Here is a 19,981-nt window from a genome sequence, read left to right on the forward strand (position 1 = left end):
CCCTCCGCGCGAAACGGGGCTTTCATCGCGGACGAAACATGATAGCCGCTGATACATGTTAAGTGGGGGCGAAGGACGGGTGGTGTCGATCGGGCCGGGGGAGCAACTGGCGAAGGTGTTGGAATATCTGCGCCACGGCATCGTGATCTACGACCGTGACGAACGCATCTGCCTGATCAACCATTATGTTAGCCGGTTGTTCGGCATCCCCGAACTGGCCGTGACCATCGGGTCCACGCTTGCGGACTATATCGATCGTGTCGGGGAGGTCGTCGGCTGGTCCGAGGATCGCAAGGCGACCATCATGGAGAACCACCGCAACTGGGCGGCCGAGGGCCTGCAACGGCGGTTCGATCACCATTTCGATGACGGGACGGTCTTCGAGATCACCTTTCACCCCCATGATGATGGTGGGGCGACCTTGACCTTTATCGACGTCACGCACGAGCGGCAGTTGCAACGGGTCAGCGCGGCCCGCGAGGATCTGGCCCGGCAGGCGCAGGCGATGCTGGAACGGGTCAGGCAAATCGCGGCCAATACCCGTCTCGTCGCACTCAACGCGCGGATCGAGGCGGCGCGGCTGGGCAGCCAGGGGCACGGCTTCGCGGTCGTGGCCGACGAGGTCCGCAACCTGTCGCTGGAAACATCGGACGTGCTGCTGGAGATCGGTCGGATCAACGAGGCGTCGCTGCGCCTGACATGATCTAGGGTGATTTGGTGGGCCCGGCAGGACTCGAACCCGCAACCTAGCCGTTATGAGCGGCCAGCTCTAACCATTGAGCTACAGGCCCCACCTTGATATCCCGTAGCGTGATGAACGGGGCGTTCGCAACCGGCATCGCCAATTATCGGCAAAGAAAAAGGGCGCCTTCATCAAGAAGGCACCCTTTTTCCGACAAACAGTCGTGCTTCGGACCCGAAGGTCCGAAACAACATTACTGCATGTTGTCAGCCTTGGCGTCGGCAGCGTCACGGACGTTGTCGGCAGCGGCGTTCATGTTGTCGGCAGCGTTCTCGAGGGTCGCGGCAGCGGCCGAGTTCGAGGTGTTGTCGGCAACCGCTTCGAGGTTGTCGGCCTGCATTTCCATGTTGTCGGCCAGCATGTCCGCGTTGTTCTCAACAGCGGCTGCTTCCGGCGACTTCGTGCATGCGGCGACGGACATCAGGCCGGCGGCAGCGAGAACGAAAGCGATCTTCTTCATTCGAATGCTCCCAAGCAAAGCAAAAATCGCGGCCGGCCCGAATGCCGTCGCGAAGCGGCTCAAATAACGCGCGGTTCATCGCGGTCAATCCGCAAAATTCACTTCGCGGCAAGGTTCGCGACGAACCGATGGCGCCTATCAGGCTTTTTCAAGGCGTTGGCGTTACCAAAGTGTTACCGGATTTTTGAGCGCCAAATGGCTTAGCGTGGCGTCACCGGGCCGATCTCCTCCGGGGCGTTGGCCACGACCGCCAGCATCGCCGTCCAGGCGGCGACATTCTGGCGCAACGCGGCGGGGTCGATCCGATCGATCACGTCGTCCGGGGTGTGGTGGGTGTCGAAATAGTCCCAGCCGGACTGGTTGAGGTCGATCGCGGCGGTGCCGAGCTTCAGTGTCGGGCCGATGTCCGTGCCGTCACCGCCCAGCCCGCTGCCGCGCGCCACGCCGATCGGGGCAAGTGCGGTCTGCAGCCGGTCGGCGACCGGCTTGGCGCTGGCGGGCAGGTTGACCTCGAACCGCCAGATGCGATCCGCGCCGAAATCGCTTTCGGAGGCGGTGGCGTGACGCTCATTGCTATGCGCCTTGGCGTAGGCCGCGCCGCCCAGCCCGCCGACTTCCTCCGCACCGAACCAGACGACGCGGATGGTGCGGCGCGGCTGGCCGGCATCCATGATCCGCTTGGCGGCCGCCGCCGTGATGGCGATACCGCTGGCATCGTCGATCGCGCCCGTGCCCTGGTCCCAGCTGTCGAGATGGCCACCCACCAGGACGATCCCGGCGGACGGGTCGCCGCCCGGCACTTCGGCGATGACATTGCCCGATTCGCGGGTTCCGACCATGCGCGGCGTGAGGACTAGCTTCATGCGGATCGGCTTGCCGCGCGCGGCGATCCGTTCCAGCTGCTCGGCATCGGGAACGGACAGCGCCGCCGCCGGGATCGGCTTCACGCCGACGGGGAAGTTGGTCGTGCCGGTGTGCGGAAAGCGATGATGGTCGGTGCCGATCGAACGGATGACGATCGCGACCGCACCGCGCTGCGACGCCAGCGCCGGCCCGGTGAAGCGCGCGGTGCCATAGGCGCCATAGCCCGATCCGTCCTGGGTGCGCGGCATCGCGTTGCCGATATAGACGATCCGGCCCTTGATCGCGCTATCGGGGGCCGACTGGAACGCCGCCATGCTGGGGAAGACGGCGACCTCGGCGGTCAGCCCGGCGGCCGGCGTCGCGGCGGAATTGCCGAGCGCCGCCAGCGTCAGCCTCTGCGGAAACGGGCTGATCACCTCGGCGCTCTCCGCGCCGCGCTCCCATACCGGCATGCGATAGGGTTCGATTCGCACATTCTTGAAGCCGAGCGCAGTCAGTCGCGCGACCGCCCATTGGCGCGCCCGTGCCTCGGCCTCGGTGCCCGCCAGCCGCTGGCCCACCTCGGTCGTCAGCCCCTCGACGATGTCCCAGGCGACCGTGTCGGTCAGCGCGGCGTCGCGCAGCCGATCGACCTCCGGCGCGACCTGGGCGGGCGCGGGTGGCGGGGTTCGCTGCGCCAAGGTTGGGGTCGACAGGGCGGAGGCGGTCAGGGCCGCAAGGACGAAGCGCTTCATGAATGGGACTGTCGCCCACTCGCCCCCGTTTGCCAACCGCCCGCGCACCCATTACATGGACGGCCAAATATCCCACAGTCGCAAAAAAGCACGGAGCCCCGCGCCGCCATGGCCGTCCAATATACCTATGTGATGAAGGGTCTGACCAAGACCTTCCCCGGCGCCAACAAGCCTGTCCTCAACAATATCCACCTCCAGTTCCTGCCGAGCGCGAAGATCGCGATCATCGGCCCGAACGGCGCGGGCAAGTCCACGCTGATGAAGGTGATGGCGGGCATGGACACCGACTTCACCGGCGAGGCATGGGCCGCCGAGGGCGTCCGCGTCGGCTATCTGGCGCAGGAGCCGCAGCTCGATCCGTCGAAGGACGTGATGGGCAACGTCAAGGACGGCGTGCGTCCGATCGCCGATCTGGTCGATCGCTTCAACGCCATCTCGGCCGAGATGGGCGACCCGAAGGACGACACCGATTTCGACGCCCTGATGGAAGAGATGGGCGAGCTTCAGGCCAAGATCGACGCTGTCGACGGCTGGTCGCTCGACAGCCAGCTCGAACAGGCGATGGAAGCGCTGCGCTGCCCGCCGGGCGACGCCGACGTCACCCGCCTGTCGGGCGGTGAGAAGCGCCGCGTGGCGCTCTGCAAGCTGCTGCTCGAAAAGCCCGACATCCTGCTGCTCGACGAACCGACCAACCACCTCGACGCCGAGAGCGTGTCGTGGCTTGAGAATTACCTCAAGGAATATACCGGCAACGTCATCCTCGTCACTCACGACCGTTACTTCCTGGACAACGTCGTGAACTGGGTGCTCGAGCTGGATCGCGGCCGCTACTACACCTACGAATCCAACTATTCCGGCTATCTGGAAAAGAAGGCCAAGCGGCTGGAGCAGGAAGAGCGCGACGAGGCGGGCAAGCAGAAGGCGATCGCCGACGAGCTGGCCTGGATGCGTCAGACTCCCAAGGCCCGTCAGACCAAGTCGAAGGCACGTATCCGTGCGTTCGAGGAACTGATGGAGAAGCAGGAGAACCGCGTCGCGGGCAAGGCGCAGATCCTGATCCAGATCCCCGAGCGCCTGGGCGGCAAGGTGATCGAGGCCAAGGGGCTGACCAAGTCCTATGGCGACAAGTTGTTATTCGAAAATCTCGACTTCATGCTGCCGCCGGGTGGCATCGTCGGTGTGATCGGGCCCAACGGCGCGGGCAAGTCGACGCTGTTCAAGCTGATCACCGGCCAGGAACAGCCCGATGCCGGCACGATCGAGATCGGCTCGACCGTCAAGCTCGGCTATGTTGACCAGAGCCGCGACGAACTCGATCCCAACAAGAATGTCTGGCAGGAAATCTCCGACGAGCTGGAGGTCTTCCGCTTCGGCAAGCAGGAACTGGGCACGCGCGCCTATGTCGGCGCGTTCAACTTCCGCGGCCCCGACCAGCAGAAGAAGGTCGGCCAGCTGTCGGGTGGTGAGCGCAACCGCGTCCACATGGCCAAGATGCTGAAGGAGGGCGGCAACGTCCTGCTGCTCGACGAACCGACCAACGACCTCGACGTCGAAACGCTGCGCGCGCTCGAAGAGGCGCTGGAGACGTTCGCGGGCTGCGCCGTGGTCATCAGCCACGATCGCTTCTTCCTCGACCGCCTCTGCACGCACATCCTGGCGTTCGAAGGCGACAGCCATGTCGAATGGTTCGAGGGCAATTACGAATCATACGAAGAGGATAAGCGTCGCCGCATGGGCGATGCCGCCGATCGTCCGACCCGTCTGGCCTATAAGAAGCTGACGCGCTGATCCGCATTTTCGCGGGCGGAACGACGCCCTTCCCGAGCGATCGGGGAGGGCGTTGCCGTGTCCGGTGCCCGCGAAATCGGGGCGGGTCGTTTCGCAGCGCAATCGGTACGGCTTTAAATCGGTTGGCCTATTGCCTATTCTCGAAGGCGATCAAAGGGGTTGGATAACGAATGGCGGTAGTGGAACAGGCGCAGGGCGAGGATATGGAAGTCGCCGGCGCGGGCCAGTTGCATTACCGGCTTCGTCAGCAATCGGTGCTCGCCGCGTTCGGGATCGAGGCGTTGCGGGCGCGCGACCTCGACCCGATGCTCCAACGCGCGACCGAACTCTGCGCCGAGGGGATGCGGTCGCGCTTCTGTAAGTTCCTGGAATATCGCGCCGATCGTGACACGTTGCTGGTCCGGACCGGTGTGGGCTGGGGCCCCGGCGTGGTCGGATCGACCGAGATGCGCACCGATCTTGGCTCGCCCGCCGGCTTTGCGCTTCAGACCGGGCAGGGGGTGATCTCCAACCATCTCGATCAGGAAGAGCGGTTTCGCACCCCGCAGTTCATGGCCGACCACCATATCCGCCGCGCGATCAACGTCCTGGTCGAAGCATCGGGGCAGCGTTACGGCGTATTGGAGGTCGACAGCCCCGACGAGGGTCGGTTCGAGGAGGCCGATCTCGCCTTCATGCAGGGTTTCGCCAATCTGATCGGCGTGGCGATCGAACGTCAGGAGGCCGAGCGGCGCCTGGCCGAGGCGGTCGAGCATCAGCAATTGCTGACCCGCGAGGCGAGCCACCGCGTCAAGAACAGCCTCGCGCTGGTATCGGCGATGCTCAACCTCCAGAAGCAGGAGGATGACGATCCCCGCGTCCTGCGCATGCTGAACGACGCGCAGGCGCGGATCACGGCGATCGCGCAGACACACGACCAGCTCTGGCGCGGCGACCGGGTGGGGATCGTCTCACTCGACCATCTGGCCTGCGGCATTGCCGAACAACTGGCCGAGCAGGCGAAGAACCATCAGGTTCACTGCGACATCGAGGCGATCGAGATCAGCGCGGATACGGCCATTCCGATCGGCCTGATGCTGACCGAGCTGCTGACCAACGCCATCAAATACGCTTATGGCGAATCGGGCGGGGCCATCGATGTGGCGCTGCACGCCCGCGAGGGGCACATCGTCCTATCGGTCCGCGACCATGGCCAGGGCTTGCCCGCCGATTTCGACATGAAGGCCGCCTCGCGCCACAGCCTGGGCATGCGGATGATCGCCAGCCTGGCCCGGCAGTTGCGCGGCGAGATCAGGTTCGAGACGATGGACTCGGGGACCTGCGCCACGCTGACCATGCCCGATCCGCGATCGTGAGGATCAGCGGACCCGCTTGACGAAGGTCCGCCCGTCCTCGCGCCGTTCGGTCTGGAAATTGGGGATCGCCTCGATCAGGTCTGACAGCCGCTTGAACCCGTAATTGCGCGTGTCGAAGCTGGAGCGGTTGCCCGCGAGCTGCCCGATGGCAGACAGGCTGGCAAAGCCGCGCTCGTCGCGCTTCACCGAATTATAGGCGTCGACCAGCAGCTTGAGGAGTTCCTCGTCGATCGGCTGTGGCGTGCCCGCCGTCCGCTTGCCGAGTTCGATCGCAGGGGGCAGCGAATCGGCGAGCGGCACATCGGCGGTGCTCGGCTTGGCAGCGACGGGCTTGGTCGCGCTGGCGGGCGTACCGCCGCCGATCAGCGCGCCGACGTCGATGAAGCGGCTGCATGCCTGTTTGAACGCCTCGGGCGTCCGGCTGTTGCCGAAGCCATAGACCGGAAAGCCATCCTGCCGGATGCGCGTGGCCAGCGGCATGAAGTCGCTGTCCGACGACATGATCCCGAACCCGTCGATCCGCCCGCGGAACAGCAGGTCCATCGCGTCGATGGTCATCTTCATGTCGGTGGCGTTCTTGCCCTTGGTCAGGTCGAACTGCTGCTGCGGCTCGATGCCATGCTTGACCATCACGTCGCGCCAGCCCTTCAGACCCGGCTTGGACCAGTTGCCATAGGCGCGGCGGACATTGACCGTGCCCAGCTCGGCCAGGACCGTCAGGACCGGGTCTATGGCGGCCGACTGGGCGTTGTCGGCATCGATGAGCAACGCGATGTTGCGGGTCAGGGCGTTCATGGCGCATGTCTAGCAAAGCCATGCTTTGCCGGCCAAGCGCGAAGCGATTGTTTCCATATCGTAACGATCGTCAGCTTCGTACGAAGTGTGCCGTGCGGCCTGCGATCCGTTCCTCACTCCGTCGGGTAGGTGATGGCAATTACTTCATATTCCCGCTCGCCGGCGGGCAGCGTCACGCGCCGCAGGTCGCCGACCGATGCGCCGCGCAGCGCACGCACCAGCGGCGCGTTCCAGCCGACCCGGCCCTTGCCCGCATCCGCCTCGTCGTCGCCGACCAGCGTCAGGATGCGTTCGTTGTCATCTTCGTCGGCGATGGTGACGGTCGCGCCGAACCAGACTTTGGAGCGGTCTTCCTGGCGGGCGGGATCGATGACCTTGGCCGCCTTCATCCGCTTGGACAGCCAGCCCAGTCGACGGTCGATTTCGCGCAGCCGCTTGCGACCATAGATATAGTCGCCATTTTCCGACCGGTCGCCATTGCCGGCGGCCCAGGCGATGGTATCCACCAGCTTGGGCCGCTCGACCGCGAACAGCGCCTCATATTCCTGGCGAAGCGCGGCATAGCCGGCGGGCGTGATATAGTTGGGGCGATCCATCGCCTTGCTCTATCGCGCGCCGCCCGGCAATCAACCGGGCTGTGACTTGCCCAGATACCAACTGAGCGGCGTCGGCCCCCGGCTCGTGGCGCGGGCGGGGTTCATCAGATCATAGACGACCGCGTTTTCCAGTACCCGCTGCACATAGTTGCGGGTTTCCATATAGGGGATGGCCTCGATCCACTCGACGATGTCGATTGAGCCGGTGCGCGGGTCGCCGTTCAGGCGCAGCCACTTGTTCACATTGCCGCCGCCGGCATTATAGGCCGCGATCGCAAGCGGATAGCTGCCGAAATTGCTGCGGATTCGCTCGAAATAGCTGGCCCCGAGCCGGATCGACAGGTTGGGATCGGTGGTCAGGGCGGCCGGCGAATAGGAGATGCCGATCTTGTTAGACTGTTCGGCGGCGGTCGCGGGCATCAGCTGCATCAACCCGCGCGCACCGGCATGGCTGACGGCGGCACGATCGAACTGGCTTTCCTGACGGGCGATCGCATGGATGATCGTCCAACTGGAGTCATAGCCCGAAGGCACGCTGATCGTCGGGAAGCCCGCCGCCGAATAGTCGGTCAGCCCGTTCTGCAACGCGCTGCGGCCGACCATGACGGCCAGGTCGGGACGCGCGATGCTACGCGACAGATCGACCGCGAGCAGATGGTCGTTCTCGTCGGTCGCATCCGCCGCGATCTGGCGGACGAACGCCGTCTGATCCTGCCACTGGCCGATCTGACCCAGGAAGCGCGCGGCACGCACCGTCTCACGCGCGTCGAAGGCCGCACGGGTCGCGGCGGGCACCCCGCCGGAGGCGAGCGCCGGCGGTGCGGTCAGCGGCCGGCCGGTCCGCTCTAGCGCGAGCTGGCCGTAGAACTGGTCGCGATACTCGGCCGCGCGGTTGAAATAGCCGGCGGCTTCGGCCGGACGATTGGCAGCCTGCGCCGCGCGGCCCGCCCAATAAAAGCCCTTGGCCCGCGTCTGCGGCGACTGGCTGCCCCGGCCGTAGCGGTCGAACAGCGTCATCGCATCGGCCGGGCGGCCGAGCTTCATCGCCGTCTGTCCGCCCAGCCAGACCAGGCTGGTATAGTCGTCGCGCTCGCCATAAGGCTGCTTCGAGACATCGGTGCCGGCGGGATAGGCGTCGTCGACCTGCCGTGCGATGTCATAGGCGGTCTGAAGCTGATTGTCGGAGGCCGCCGCGCGCGCGTTGAGCAGCAGCGTTTCGTAGAATTCCTCGACATTGCCCGGCCGCACCGTCAGCTGTCGCGGGCGCGCCAGCCACGACCGCGCGGTCATGCTGTCGCCCGTATTGCGCAGCCACATGGCGCGATCGGCGACGTAGCCGGCGTCATTGGCGTAGAGTTCGGCCGTCGAGGCCGAAATGCTCGCGGCATCGGCCGATTTGGTGCGGAAGGCCAGCCGTGCGGCGAAGACCGGGCGGCGCGCCGAACTGGTATAGCCCAGCACCCGCTGCGCGGCGGTCGTCTGACCGCTCCACAGCAGGGTGTCCATGCGGGCGTCATGATCCTCGGGCGTCAAGGCCGAGCCGAAGGTCGATAGTACCAGCGCTTCGTCGGTGGGCGACAATGCACCGCGCCGCCACGCCGCACGCGCGGCCTGCGCCGCTTCGCCAGGCGCGCCGGTCGCCATCAGCGCGCGGGCATAGGCGACGCCGCCGGCCGCCGTCTGAGGCGGGAAGCGGCGGAAATAGGCGACGATGCTGCCGGGTGCGGCGGTGAAGTTCGCCGCCTGCCGCTCGGCCGCGCGGCGATTGCCGCTCTCGCCCGGCCAGCCGGGATGCGCCATCAGGAAGCCGGCATAGCTGTCGAAGGGCAGGGCGTCGGTCTGTTGCAACGCCCGCCACTGCGCCAGCGCGGCGGCGATCGCGCCGTCGCTGGGCGCGGCGACCCCGTTCGGGCTCATATTCGCCATCTGGGTGCGATACCGTTCGAGCTGATCCTGCCCGCCGGGCGCGACCAGGGCTCCCGCCAGTGTCGCCAGAAGGGCGCCCGCTTTCGTCAATGCCATCATGGTGGACAGAATAGGGCCTCTACCCGTACATGTCCTGAACAAATTCCAAATTTCGGCGCGGCAGGAGCGCATTTCCTCTCATGTTTTCAGGATCTATCCCCGCATTGGTGACGCCGTTCGAGGATCGCGGCGATCATGTCGGCGGTGCGTTCGACGAAGGCCGGTTCCGCGATTTCGTCGAATGGCAGATCGAGCAGGGTTCGTCGGCGCTGGTCGCCTGCGGCACCACGGGCGAGGCCGCGACCATGCCCAAGGACGAGCATTTCCATGTCGTCCGCGTCTGCGTCGATCAGGCACGGGGGCGCGTGCCGGTGATCGCGGGCGCGGGATCGAACGACACGATCGTCGCGGTGGAAAATCTGAAGGCCGCGCAGGCCGCCGGTGCGGATGCCGCGCTGATGGTCCCGCCCTATTACAACCGGCCGAGCCAGGAAGGGATCGTCCGCCACTTCGCCGAACTGGCGAACGATGCGCCGCTGCCGATCGTCCTCTACAATGTGCCGGGCCGGACGGTGACGGACATCCAACCCGCGACGCTGATCCGCGTGGTCCAGGCCGCGCCCGAGATCTTCGTCGGGGTGAAGGATGCCAGCGGCGCGCTCGCCCGCGTATCGCATCACCGCGCCGCGCTCGGCTCGGACTTCTGCCAGCTGTCGGGTAACGACGACCTCGCGCTCGCCTTCAACGCGATGGGCGGGGTGGGTTGCATCTCGGTCACCGCCAATGTCGCGCCGCGCCTGTCGGCCGACTTCCAGGCGGCCTGTGCGGCGGGCGATATGGCGCTCGCGCTGGAGCTGCACGACCGGCTGTTTCCGCTGCACGAAGCGATGTTCACCGATGCCTCGCCGGGGCCGGTCAAGTATGCGCTCAGCCGGGTCATTCCGGGCTTCGCGACCGGCATCCGCCTGCCGATGACCTGGCCGTCGGAAGCGTCGCGGGCGCTGGTCGATGCGGCGCTGGCGCATGCCGGGCTGATCTGACGCCGACCGGCCCTTTTGTCGCCGTAATCCTCGCCGACCTTGCGATCGGTCAAGCGGGGCGGCGATGGGAGTGGTCGGCCTATGTGGATGTCCTTGGTGGTGTTGGCGCAGGCGGTGGCAGGGCCCGTCCTGCCCGTGCCCCGAAAGCCGACGACGAACCGGCACTGCCCACCGAGCGATAGCGGCGACGAGGTAGTCGTTTGCGGACGATCGTCGGAGGCGGATCGGCTGCGCCCCATTCCCGATTACGGTGATAAGGGTGGTCTGCCCAGGGCGGCGGTCGCCATTCCGGGTGTCGGCACCGCCTCGGCCGATGTCGAACAGGTCGGGGTGGGCGGCTTCCCCAGCAATCGCATCATGATGCGGCTGAAAATCCCGCTCCCCGGCGCTAGTCGCAAGTGAAGCGGTAGCTGTCGTCGAGCTTGAGGGGCAGGACCAGCGTTCTCACCCCTTGCGCGCGCGATGCGACGCACATCGTATCGCGCGCACCATTGGCGTTGGTTCGATACCGGTCGGCATATTCGGCGACCAGCACCGGCTTGCCGGCATCCAGGAATGCGGAATAGCTCCCGCATTCGCCATATTCATGGCATTGCTCGTTGACCGCGAAGTCGAAGGCGGGCTGAAGCGCCGCCACCTGGTCGAGATCGTTCTTCAACCCGATCGCCAGTCCCCGACGATGCGCCTCGGTCGCGAGAAACCGGTTATAGTCGAGCTGCATCGCGGCGGTCAGGCCCAGGCCGTTGGCATTGGCATAGCCATCGACATTATCCGCCTCGACCGCGTCGCAGCCCTTGGCTCGTGCGAGATCGAGCCTCCCCGTCATTACCGCGCGCACGGTCGTCGAATCGGTGCGCAGCCAGCGCTCGCCCGCCCAGCCGTCCAGGGCCTTGCCACGATCGGCCTCCGCGAACTTCGCATCGTCGCTGCGCCAGTTCTCGGATGACCCGGCGGAGAAATAGCAGATCACGCGGCGACCCGCGCCATGCAGCGCGGCGATGGTCGTGACCGGCGTGTCGAACAGGTCGATGTCATAGGCCTGCACGGCGTAACTGGTATTGATGGTGCCGCTGAGCTGCCACTGCCAGCTGAGTGCGCGATCTGGGCGCCACCAGCCAGCGGGCGAACCGGTCGGGCTGGGGGAGGGCGCGGGCGTAGGGGTAGCGGTCGGCGTGACGATCGGCGTCGATGGCTCATCCTGGCCGCTGCCCCCGCCACAGCCGCCGGTCGCAAGGGTCAGCGCGCCGATCAGGGCGAGGTGGAAGGCCGGGAGGACGGGGCGGATCATCATGCCGTCGCCTAGCGCCCCGCGTGCCCAATGCGCCAGTCCGATGGTGGCGGCGTGCCGAACGGAAACGGGACATCGCCATCGACCGGCTTTTCATGGCGGACGCAAGCGCCTACATCGACCCGTCCATGCGCCCGAAACCCCAGACATTCGACAAGAAGAAGATCGTCGCCGAGAACCGGCGCGCCCGCTTCGACTATGCCATCGAGACCACCTATGAGGCTGGCATCGCCCTGACCGGGACCGAGGTGAAATCGCTTCGCTTCGGCGAGGGATCGATCGCGGAATCCTATGCCGAGGTGCGCGGCGAGGAGGTGTGGCTGGTCAATTCCAACGTCCCCGAATTCAGCCACGGCAACCGGTTCAACCACGAAGCCAAGCGGCCTCGTAAATTGCTCCTTCATGAGCGCGAAATAAACAAGCTTCACGGAGCGGTGGCGCGCGAGGGCATGACCCTGGTGCCACTGATGATCTATTTCAATTCGCGCGGCCGCGCGAAAGTGGAGCTGGCATTGGCGAAGGGCAAGAAGGCGCACGACAAGCGCGATTCGATCAAGGAGCGCGACTGGAAGCGCGAGCAGGGCCGTATCCTGCGCGATCGCGGCTGATGGCCTCCGCCGCGCCGACCATGTGGAACCGATCTCTGGCGTGGATGCGGCGCAACATGCCGACCCGCGATTCGATGGAGAAGAATCGGCTGCTCCGGCCGGTCGCGCACCGGGTGCTCGCGCCCGAATTGTGGCGCTTCACCCGCCGGTCGGTGCCGCGCGGGGTCGCGCTGGGCGTGGTCGCGGGCTTTTTGTTTCCCGTCGCGCAGATCGCGATCGCCGCCGTCTTCGCGCTGCCGTTCCGCGCCAACGTCCCGGTCGCGGCGCTGACGACCTTCATCACCAATCCGCTGACCACACCGATCCTGTGGCTGATCGCCTATCGCATCGGCACGCTGCTGCTGCGCAGCGACACGCCGATCAATACGCAGCCGGTGGCGGAGGCCGCGACCGGCTGGCTGCAATGGGCGACCAGCGCCTTTCACTGGCTGTGGGAGCAGGGGCCGGCCTTTGGTCTGGGGCTGTGCGTGCTGACGACGGGTTGTGCGGTCGTCGGCTATGCCGCCTCGGCCTTGGGGTGGCGGCTGTGGATTGCGCGGAAATGGCGTAACCGCCGCAAATCGGCGCATATTTGAACCGGCGTATCGTTTGACTGGGCTTGGCGGCCCGCTACAACAGCCGCATCACTGTCCTATTTGGGAACTCAGATGCGCTCTGTTCTGATTGCCGCACTTCTCGCCTCCACGGTTTCCCCCGCCATCGCCCAGACCCAGGCGCCGATCGACAAGGCTGCCGTCGGCCCGGTCAAGCCCAATGCCAAGAACGGTCCCGAGATCGGCGATTTCGGTTTCGACATGGCGGGGCGCGACACCTCGGTGAAGCCGGGCACCGACTTCTTCGATTATGCGAACGGCACCTGGTACAAGGCGACGACGATCCCCGCCGATCGCTCGACCTATGGCATGTTCCATGTGCTTCAGGACCGCTCGCTGGAGCAGACCCGCACCATCCTGGACGAGGCGACCAAGCAGCCGGGCAACAAGGCGGGTGACTTCTACGCCAGCTTCATGGACGAGGCCGCCGTCAACGCGAAGGGCGCCGCACCCGTCAAGCCGTGGCTGAGCGCGATCCGCGCGACCAAGGACCGCGACGCGCTGGCCGTCGAGATGGCCAAGCTCCAGCGTCAGGGCGTCGGCGCGCCGTTCGGCGCCTATGTCGGGCAGGACGACAAGGCGCCGGACACCTATATCGTCAGCTTCAGCCAGAGCGGGCTGGGCCTGCCGGACCGCGACTATTATCTGAAGGACGATGCCAAGCTGGCATCGGTGCGCACGGCCTATCAGGCCTATCTCGCCCGGATGCTGACCCTGGCGGGCGAACCCAATGCCGAGGCGCGCGCGGGAGCCGTCTTCAACTTCGAAAAGGCACTGGCGAACGTCCACTGGACGCGCGTCGAGAGCCGCGATGCGGACAAGACCTATAACAAGTGGATGGCGGCCGATTTCGCCGCCAAGGCGCCGGGCTTCCCCTGGGCGCAGTATATGCAGACGCTGGGCGTCGCCAACCGTCCCGCCTATCTGGTCGCGCAGCCGAGCGCGGTGACCGGCGAGGCCAAGCTCTATGCCGAGACGCCGCTGAACGTCCTGCAGGACTATGCGATGCTTAAGGTCCTGCGCAGCTACGCCTCCTATCTGTCGAGCGATTTCGACAAGACCAACTTCGCCTTCTACGGCACGACCCTGTCGGGCACGCCGCAGCAGCAGCCGCGCTGGAAGCGTGGTGTCGGTCTGGTCTCCGAAGGGTTGGGCGAGGAAGTCGGCAAGCAATATGTCGCCAAATATTTCCCCCCGGAATCGAAGGCCGCCGCCGACGCGCTGGTCAAGAACCTGATCGCGGCGATGGGCGACCGCCTGCGCAACCTGGAATGGATGGCGCCCGAGACCAAGCAGAAGGCGCTGGCCAAGCTGGCCGCCTTCACGCCGAAGATCGGCTATCCCGACAAGTGGAAGGATTATTCGGGCCTGACCATCCAGCGCGGCGATCTGGTCGGCAATGTCGCGCGCGCCAACGCGTTCGAGTTCCAGCGCGACCTCAACAAGCTGGGCCAGCCGATCGATCGCAGCGAGTGGTTCATGACGCCGATGACGATCAACGCCTATGCCAACCCGCCGATGAACGAGATCGTGTTCCCGGCGGCGATCCTCCAGCCGCCCTTCTTCGATCCGAAGGCCGATCCGGCGGTCAACTATGGCGGCATCGGCGCGGTGATCGGGCATGAGATCAGCCATCACTTCGACGATCAGGGCCGCAAGTACGACGCGACCGGCAAGCTGACCGACTGGTGGACGGCGCAGGACGTGGCGCGGTTCAAGACCTTCACCGATGCGCTGGTGAAGCAGTATGACGCCTATGAGCCGCTGCCCGGCCAGCACGTCCAGGGCGAGCTGACGCTGGGCGAGAACATCGCCGATCTTGCCGGCCTGACCGTCGCGCTCGACGCCTATCACAAGTCGCTGGGCGGCAAGCCCGCGCCGGTGATCGACGGCACGACCGGCGACCAGCGCTTCTATTATGGCTGGGCGCAGGTGTGGCGGACCAAGTGGCGCGAACCGGCGCTGCGGCAGGCGCTGCTCTCCGACCCGCACTCGCCGGGCCATGAGCGCGTGCTGACCGTCCGCAACCTCGACCCCTGGTATGCGGCGTTCAAGGTGCAGCCGACCGACAAGATGGCGCTGCCGCCCGCGCAGCGCGTCCGCATCTGGTAAGACGATAACAGACCCATTGGCCTCTCCCGATCGCGCGATCGGGAGAGGCTTTGTTTTTTGGAGAGAATGATGAAGAACCTGGTCATCGCCGCGCTGCTGGGCGCGACCGCGATCACGGGGGGCGTGGCATTGCAGGCGCAGAACCGCGCCGCCCCCGCCAACGGCCCGACCTATGGCCGCTTCGGCTTCGACGAGAAGGGCATGGACAAGTCGGTTCGCCCGGGTGACGACTTCTACGCCTTCGCCAATGGCGAATGGGCGAAGACGACCGCGATCCCCGCCGACAAGGCGAGCTATGGCGCGTTCGATGTGCTGGCCGACCTGTCGCGCGAGCGGACCCACACCATCCTGGAGCAGGCCAAGGGGCAGCGGAACCAGATCGGCACCGCCTATGCCACCTATCTCGACACCGGCACGATCGAAGCCAAGGGGCTGAGCCCGATCAAGCCGTGGCTCGACCGGATCAAGGGGCTGGGGGACAAGTCGGGCTATGCCGCGCTTCTGGCCGAGGCCGATCGCAACGGCGTCGGCATTCCCTTCGGCTCGGGCGTCGGCCAGGATGCGCGTCAGCCCGACATCTACACCGTGGGCTTGCGTCAGGCGGGCCTCGGCATGCCCGACCGCGACTATTATCTGAGCAGTGATCCCAAGCTGGTGGCCGCGCGCACCGCTTATCAGGCACATCTCACCAAGATGATGACCATGGCCGGCGAACCCGATGCGGAGGGGCGCGCCCAGGCCATCCTCGCGTTCGAGACCGAGATCGCCAAGGTGCATTGGACCCGGATCGACAGCCGCGACCGGACCAAGACCTATAATAAGATGAGCGTCGCCGATCTGGCTAAGATGGCGCCGGGCTTCGACTTCGCGACGTATCTCAAGGGCGTCGGCACTCCGGTCGACACGCTGGTCGTCGCCCAGCCGACCGCCGTTACCGGTATCGCCGCGCTGATCCAGGCGACGCCGATCGCGGTGCTGAAGGACCAGTTATTGGTCCGCTCGCTCGACCAGTTCGCCGGCGTCCTGCCCACGCAGTTCGATCGCGAGCAGTTCGCCTTTTACGGCACGACCCTGTCAGGCACGCCGCAGCAGCAGGAACGCTGGAAGCGCGCGGTCGACTTCACCAGCAGCGCGCTCGCCGACGAGGTCAGCAAGGTCTATGTCGCGCGCTACTTCCCGCCCGAGACGAAGGCGGCCGCCGACAAGCTGGTCCGAAACGTGCTGACCGCGATGGGCAAGCGTATCGACCAGCTCGACTGGATGGCGCCGGAGACCAAGGCCAAGGCGCATGCCAAGCTCGCCGCCTTTACGCCCAAGATCGGCTATCCCGACCGGTGGAAGGATTATTCGGGACTGAAGATCGTCAGCGGCGACGCCTTCGGCAACGCGCTGCGGGCGGCCCAGTGGCGGCACGAGGATAACATCGCGCATCTCGGCAAGCCGATCCAGCGCTGGGAATGGGGCATGACCCCGATGACGGTGAACGCCTATGCCAATTTCGGCATGGTCGAGATCGTCTTCCCGGCGGCGATCCTGCAGCCGCCCTTCTTCGACCCCAAAGCCGATCCGGCGGTGAATTATGGCGGCATCGGCGCGGTGATCGGCCATGAGCTGAGCCATCATTTCGACGATCAGGGATCGAAGTTCGATGCCAAGGGCCAGCTGACCGACTGGTGGACGCCCGCCGATGTCGCGGCGTTCAAGGCGCGTACGGGCGCACTCGTGAAGCAATATGACGCCTATGAACCGCTTCCCGGCCTGCATGTGAAGGGCGCGCTGACGCTGGGCGAGAATGTCGCCGATCTGGCGGGTCTGTCGGTCGCCTATGACGCCTATCACGCGTCGCTGGGCGGCCGGCCGGCCAAGGTCATCGACGGCTTTACCGGCGACCAGCGCTTCTATCTGGGCTGGGCGCAGGTCTGGCGGCGCAACTACCGCGAGGCGAACCTGCGCAACCGGCTGCTGACCGATCCGCATTCGCCGTCGCAGCAGCGGGCCTGGGTCGTGCGCAATCTCGATCCTTGGTATGCCGCCTATCAGCCCAAGCCGGGCGAGACGCTGTATCTGGCGCCCGACCAGCGCGTCCGCATCTGGTAAACCATGCCGGAGACGTGACCGGGCACAGGATCACGCTTGACCCGTGCCCGGTCGCCGGATGAAGAGTTTCGTCATGGCGACCGCGTCTCCCCCAGCCTTGTCCCCGCTGAAAAGCGCCGCGATCGTCTCGACCGTCAGCGGGCTGGGGGCGGCGGCGTTGTTGTTCTTCGCGGTCCGGGATTGGGTCGTGGCGCTGGGCTTTCTGGCCGCCGCGATGCTGGCCTTCGGCGTCATCGCCGCATGGCGTCTGCTGCGTCCGGCGACCGAGCAGACCCGCCGGACCATCGACTGGGATTTCACCCGCGTCGTGGCGGATGCCAGTGCGGACGCGATCGCGGTCACCGATCGCGCCGGGCGACTGGTCTGCGCCAACGACGCCTATGCTTCGCTCTTCCCGATGATGCCGACCCCGCCGGGCGTGCCGCTGGATGCCCCCAGCGTCGAGGCGCTGGCGCAGGCGGGGCGGGCGGCGTGGCGCGACGGCCTCGGCAGGGCGGACCGGATCGCGGTGATGGGGACCGAACTGTCGGTGCTCGTCACCCGCGCGGGCGACGAGGCCGACCTGCTGGTCTGGCGCTTCGCCATCGCCGAGGAACAGGACCTGGCCGAAACGGTCGAGGGGCTGATCGGCGGCATTCATGGCGATCGACTGGGCGCTGCGGGAATCATGGCCGCGCTGATCGCCCCGGACGGCCGCGTGCGCGCCGCCAACCGCGCCTTGTGCGCCCGCGCGATGGGCGGCGAGATGATGTCGATCGTCGGCCGCGACTTCGCTACCTTCCTGTCGCCCGGTGCCGGCGGCCATGTCCAGTTCGCGAGCGAGACGGGCAGCGACAAGGCGCTGCGCATCCTCCAGGTGCCCTTTGTCGAGGGGGAGGGCGCGCCGATGCTCGTCATCCTGCTCGACGAGGAGCCGCATCTGGTGCCGCCCGTCGGCACCAATGCCGGCAGCCATGTGCGTGGTCTCGTCGCGCTGATGCCCTTCGGCATCGCGCTCGTCGATCGCGATGGGCGGTTCATCCAGATGAACTCGGCCTTCATGCGCGCCGCCGGGGTCAGCGGCGCGACCCCGCCGCTTTACCCGGGCGATCTGGTGGTGCGCGAGGACAAGGCAGCGGTGGCCGATGCGATCCGGCGCTTTGCCGGCGGCGCGACCCATTCGGCCGACATGGCCGTCCGCCTGAAGGATCATCCCGAAGAGCCGGTCGCGCTGACCATCGCGGGCGCGCGCGGGCTGGGCGAGGCGGCGGTGCTGCTCAGCCTGAAGGACAATTCCGAGGAAAGCCGCCTGAAGCGCGAGGTCGCGCAGGCGACCAAGATGCAGGCGGTCGGCCAACTCGCCGGTGGTGTGGCGCACGATTTCAACAACATCCTGACCGCGATCATCGGACATTGCGACCTGATGCTGATGCGCCATTCGCCCGGCGACAGCGATTATGACGACATCCAGCAGATCCGGACGAACTCCAACCGCGCGGCTAGCCTGACCCGACAGCTGCTCGCCTTTTCGCGCCAACAGACGCTGCGGCCCCAAATCCTGCAACTGCCCGATGTCGTGTCGGAGGTGTCGAACCTGCTCAAGCGTCTGCTCGGCGAACGGGTGCGGCTGGACGTCAGCCATGGGCGCAATCTGGGGCCGATCCGCGCCGATCCGGGGCAGCTGGAGCAGGTCGTCGTCAATCTGGCGGTCAATGCCCGCGACGCCATCCTGGAGAATGAACCGGTCGGCGGCGGTATCCTGACCATCCAGACGCGCGCCGTGTCGATGGCGGACGTGCGCGCGATGGGCAACGACATCCTGCCGGCGGCGGACTATACCGCGCTGATCATCAGCGACAACGGCACCGGCATCCCGGCCGAAATCCTGCCCAAGATCTTCGAGCCGTTCTTCACCACCAAGGAATTGGGTAAAGGCACCGGCCTGGGGCTGTCCACCGTCTACGGCATCATCAAACAGTCGGGCGGCTATATCTTCGCCGATTCGCCTGTCGGTGGCGGCGCCAAATTCTCGATCTACCTGCCGGTCCATGCCGCTCCAGCGGTGCCGGCCGCGCAATTGCCCGCCGGCAAGCCGGCCTCGCGGGCAACCGCGACGCCTTGGGGGTCGGGCACGATCCTGCTGGTCGAGGACGAGGACATGGTCCGCGCGGTCGCCGAGCGGGCCTTGTCGCGCCAGGGCTATACCGTGCTCGCGGCCGAGAATGGCGAGGCGGCCCTGGAAATGCTCGACAAGCATGGCAAGCCCGACCTGCTGATCTCCGACGTGGTCATGCCGACGATGGATGGTCCGACCATGGTCGGCCTGGTGCGCAAGCGCTATCCCGACCTCGCGGTGCTGTTCATGTCGGGCTATGCCGAGGAACAGCTGCGCAAGTCGATCACGCTGCCCAATGTCGGCTTCCTGCCCAAGCCCTTCTCGGTCCAGCAATTGGCGGAGGCGACGCAGGCGGCGCTGGCGCAACAACCCGCTGGCGGATGACACAAAGCATGTTATGGCGGTATCGATGACAGAGCCCGTGCAGATCCTCATCGTGGAGGACGAACCCCTTATCGCCATGATGCTCGAGGATTTCCTGGACGTCCTCGACAAACAGGTGGCGGGCACCGTCGACAGCGTCGACGACGCCCTCGCGCGGGTGGCAGAGGGCGGTATCGATGCCGCGATCCTCGACGTCAACCTGCGGGGCGGCCAGAAGAGCACCCCCGTCGCCGAAGCGTTGGCGGAGCGCGGTGTTCCCTTCGTCTTCGCTACCGGTGGTTCGGATGACGCCGTGGATGAACGGTTCCGGGACCGTCCGCGCCTGCAAAAGCCGTTCACCATGGACGGCGTGGCCAAGGCGCTGGGGTCGCTCTAAGGCCAGACCGGGGCTCTCAAAGTCCCGCGAAAGGCGGCGGATGCGAAATTTGCTTGCGTCAAAGGCCTCTGTCGCGACATAGGCCTGCG

Annotated in this window: 17 protein-coding genes and 1 tRNA gene; 11 read left to right on the forward strand and 7 right to left on the reverse strand. The window is 66.2% G+C overall.

Going from position 1 to position 19,981, the window contains the following annotated elements:
* Positions 1–82 precede the first annotated feature (82 nt).
* The gene (locus ACQHGV_RS06685) at positions 83–703 is read left to right on the forward strand and encodes a PAS-domain containing protein (RefSeq protein ID WP_440979893.1); all 621 of its coding nucleotides are present in this window, start codon (positions 83–85) and stop codon (positions 701–703) included.
* A 12-nt stretch (positions 704–715) separates the two neighbouring features.
* Here the strand turns inward: ACQHGV_RS06685 and ACQHGV_RS06690 are convergent.
* The 3 genes from ACQHGV_RS06690 to ACQHGV_RS06700 all read right to left on the reverse strand — a co-directional run bounded on the left by ACQHGV_RS06690 (position 716) and on the right by ACQHGV_RS06700 (position 2,800).
* Positions 716–791: transfer RNA gene (locus ACQHGV_RS06690), tRNA-Ile, on the reverse strand.
* 144 nt (positions 792–935) lie between these two features.
* Positions 936–1,202, reverse strand: coding sequence for a hypothetical protein (locus ACQHGV_RS06695; protein WP_183950786.1), 267 nt, complete (start codon positions 1,200–1,202; stop codon positions 936–938).
* A gap of 200 nt (positions 1,203–1,402) precedes the next feature.
* Entirely contained in the window at positions 1,403–2,800 is a 1,398-nt protein-coding gene (locus ACQHGV_RS06700) for a M20/M25/M40 family metallo-hydrolase (protein WP_440979894.1), read from the reverse strand.
* 108 nt (positions 2,801–2,908) lie between these two features.
* On the opposite strand from ACQHGV_RS06700, the gene ettA reads away from it, so the two are divergent.
* Both ettA and ACQHGV_RS06710 read left to right on the forward strand, forming a co-directional pair.
* Positions 2,909–4,588, forward strand: coding sequence for an energy-dependent translational throttle protein EttA (gene ettA, locus ACQHGV_RS06705; protein ID WP_007403394.1), 1,680 nt, complete (start codon positions 2,909–2,911; stop codon positions 4,586–4,588).
* Between the two features lie 170 nt (positions 4,589–4,758).
* Positions 4,759–5,943, forward strand: a complete 1,185-nt coding sequence (locus tag ACQHGV_RS06710) for a sensor histidine kinase (RefSeq protein ID WP_440979895.1) — start codon at positions 4,759–4,761, stop codon at positions 5,941–5,943.
* A gap of 3 nt (positions 5,944–5,946) precedes the next feature.
* Here the strand turns inward: ACQHGV_RS06710 and ACQHGV_RS06715 are convergent, their stop codons facing one another.
* The 3 genes from ACQHGV_RS06715 to ACQHGV_RS06725 all read right to left on the reverse strand — a co-directional run bounded on the left by ACQHGV_RS06715 (position 5,947) and on the right by ACQHGV_RS06725 (position 9,359).
* Positions 5,947–6,738: an NYN domain-containing protein gene (locus ACQHGV_RS06715; RefSeq protein ID WP_183950789.1), complete on the reverse strand. Its 792-nt coding sequence runs from the start codon at positions 6,736–6,738 to the stop codon at positions 5,947–5,949.
* A 113-nt stretch (positions 6,739–6,851) separates the two neighbouring features.
* Positions 6,852–7,334 (reverse strand): transcription elongation factor GreB, encoded by a 483-nt coding sequence (gene greB / locus ACQHGV_RS06720; RefSeq protein ID WP_183950790.1) that lies wholly within the window; start codon positions 7,332–7,334, stop codon positions 6,852–6,854.
* A 30-nt stretch (positions 7,335–7,364) separates the two neighbouring features.
* Positions 7,365–9,359 (reverse strand): transglycosylase SLT domain-containing protein, encoded by a 1,995-nt coding sequence (locus ACQHGV_RS06725; protein ID WP_440979896.1) that lies wholly within the window; start codon positions 9,357–9,359, stop codon positions 7,365–7,367.
* A gap of 80 nt (positions 9,360–9,439) precedes the next feature.
* On the opposite strand from ACQHGV_RS06725, the gene dapA reads away from it, so the two are divergent.
* Together dapA and ACQHGV_RS06735 are read left to right on the forward strand one after the other, a co-directional pair.
* The gene (gene dapA / locus ACQHGV_RS06730; RefSeq protein ID WP_440979897.1) at positions 9,440–10,339 is read left to right on the forward strand and encodes a 4-hydroxy-tetrahydrodipicolinate synthase; all 900 of its coding nucleotides are present in this window, start codon (positions 9,440–9,442) and stop codon (positions 10,337–10,339) included.
* A gap of 81 nt (positions 10,340–10,420) precedes the next feature.
* The gene (locus ACQHGV_RS06735) at positions 10,421–10,741 is read left to right on the forward strand and encodes a hypothetical protein (protein ID WP_409789041.1); all 321 of its coding nucleotides are present in this window, start codon (positions 10,421–10,423) and stop codon (positions 10,739–10,741) included.
* Here the strand turns inward: ACQHGV_RS06735 and ACQHGV_RS06740 are convergent.
* Entirely contained in the window at positions 10,728–11,630 is a 903-nt protein-coding gene (locus ACQHGV_RS06740; RefSeq protein WP_440979898.1) for an endo alpha-1,4 polygalactosaminidase, read from the reverse strand. The genes ACQHGV_RS06735 and ACQHGV_RS06740 overlap by 14 nt on opposite strands.
* A gap of 125 nt (positions 11,631–11,755) precedes the next feature.
* Between ACQHGV_RS06740 and smpB the strand changes: the two genes are divergently transcribed.
* From smpB to ACQHGV_RS06770, 6 genes are all read left to right on the forward strand, one after another.
* Positions 11,756–12,235 (forward strand): SsrA-binding protein SmpB, encoded by a 480-nt coding sequence (gene smpB, locus ACQHGV_RS06745; RefSeq protein ID WP_007403364.1) that lies wholly within the window; start codon positions 11,756–11,758, stop codon positions 12,233–12,235.
* Complete coding sequence (locus tag ACQHGV_RS06750; RefSeq protein ID WP_240455979.1) at positions 12,235–12,810, forward strand: DUF2062 domain-containing protein; 576 nt, start codon at positions 12,235–12,237, stop codon at positions 12,808–12,810. Before smpB ends, ACQHGV_RS06750 begins: the two co-directional genes overlap by 1 nt.
* Before the next feature lie 72 nt (positions 12,811–12,882).
* Positions 12,883–14,940: a M13 family metallopeptidase gene (locus ACQHGV_RS06755; protein ID WP_440979899.1), complete on the forward strand. Its 2,058-nt coding sequence runs from the start codon at positions 12,883–12,885 to the stop codon at positions 14,938–14,940.
* A gap of 69 nt (positions 14,941–15,009) precedes the next feature.
* Positions 15,010–17,037 (forward strand): M13 family metallopeptidase, encoded by a 2,028-nt coding sequence (locus tag ACQHGV_RS06760; RefSeq protein ID WP_440980157.1) that lies wholly within the window; start codon positions 15,010–15,012, stop codon positions 17,035–17,037.
* Between the two features lie 73 nt (positions 17,038–17,110).
* Positions 17,111–19,516: a response regulator gene (locus ACQHGV_RS06765; protein WP_440979900.1), complete on the forward strand. Its 2,406-nt coding sequence runs from the start codon at positions 17,111–17,113 to the stop codon at positions 19,514–19,516.
* 13 nt (positions 19,517–19,529) lie between these two features.
* Positions 19,530–19,892, forward strand: coding sequence for a response regulator (locus ACQHGV_RS06770; RefSeq protein WP_440979901.1), 363 nt, complete (start codon positions 19,530–19,532; stop codon positions 19,890–19,892).
* Positions 19,893–19,981 lie beyond the last annotated feature (89 nt).

This window comes from Sphingomonas pseudosanguinis (assembly GCF_052056765.1).
In the GTDB taxonomy this organism is placed as follows: Bacteria; Pseudomonadota; Alphaproteobacteria; order Sphingomonadales; family Sphingomonadaceae; genus Sphingomonas; species Sphingomonas pseudosanguinis.

What these genes read in the sequence shown, in the direction of transcription:
- ACQHGV_RS06710 (WP_440979895.1), top strand. Translation starts at nt 4,759, where the DNA reads ATGGCGGTAGTGGAACAGGCGCAGGGCGAGGATATGGAAGTCGCCGGC.
- ACQHGV_RS06700 (WP_440979894.1), bottom strand. Translation starts at nt 2,800, where the DNA reads ATGAAGCGCTTCGTCCTTGCGGCCCTGACCGCCTCCGCCCTGTCGACC.
- ACQHGV_RS06695 (WP_183950786.1), bottom strand. Translation starts at nt 1,202, where the DNA reads ATGAAGAAGATCGCTTTCGTTCTCGCTGCCGCCGGCCTGATGTCCGTC.
- ACQHGV_RS06750 (WP_240455979.1), top strand. Translation starts at nt 12,235, where the DNA reads ATGGCCTCCGCCGCGCCGACCATGTGGAACCGATCTCTGGCGTGGATG.
- ACQHGV_RS06770 (WP_440979901.1), top strand. Translation starts at nt 19,530, where the DNA reads ATGGCGGTATCGATGACAGAGCCCGTGCAGATCCTCATCGTGGAGGAC.
- smpB (WP_007403364.1), top strand. Translation starts at nt 11,756, where the DNA reads ATGCGCCCGAAACCCCAGACATTCGACAAGAAGAAGATCGTCGCCGAG.
- ACQHGV_RS06760 (WP_440980157.1), top strand. Translation starts at nt 15,010, where the DNA reads ATGAAGAACCTGGTCATCGCCGCGCTGCTGGGCGCGACCGCGATCACG.
- ACQHGV_RS06755 (WP_440979899.1), top strand. Translation starts at nt 12,883, where the DNA reads ATGCGCTCTGTTCTGATTGCCGCACTTCTCGCCTCCACGGTTTCCCCC.
- ACQHGV_RS06715 (WP_183950789.1), bottom strand. Translation starts at nt 6,738, where the DNA reads ATGAACGCCCTGACCCGCAACATCGCGTTGCTCATCGATGCCGACAAC.
- ACQHGV_RS06735 (WP_409789041.1), top strand. Translation starts at nt 10,421, where the DNA reads ATGTGGATGTCCTTGGTGGTGTTGGCGCAGGCGGTGGCAGGGCCCGTC.
- greB (WP_183950790.1), bottom strand. Translation starts at nt 7,334, where the DNA reads ATGGATCGCCCCAACTATATCACGCCCGCCGGCTATGCCGCGCTTCGC.
- ACQHGV_RS06765 (WP_440979900.1), top strand. Translation starts at nt 17,111, where the DNA reads ATGGCGACCGCGTCTCCCCCAGCCTTGTCCCCGCTGAAAAGCGCCGCG.
- dapA (WP_440979897.1), top strand. Translation starts at nt 9,440, where the DNA reads ATGTTTTCAGGATCTATCCCCGCATTGGTGACGCCGTTCGAGGATCGC.
- ettA (WP_007403394.1), top strand. Translation starts at nt 2,909, where the DNA reads ATGGCCGTCCAATATACCTATGTGATGAAGGGTCTGACCAAGACCTTC.
- ACQHGV_RS06725 (WP_440979896.1), bottom strand. Translation starts at nt 9,359, where the DNA reads ATGATGGCATTGACGAAAGCGGGCGCCCTTCTGGCGACACTGGCGGGA.
- ACQHGV_RS06740 (WP_440979898.1), bottom strand. Translation starts at nt 11,630, where the DNA reads ATGATGATCCGCCCCGTCCTCCCGGCCTTCCACCTCGCCCTGATCGGC.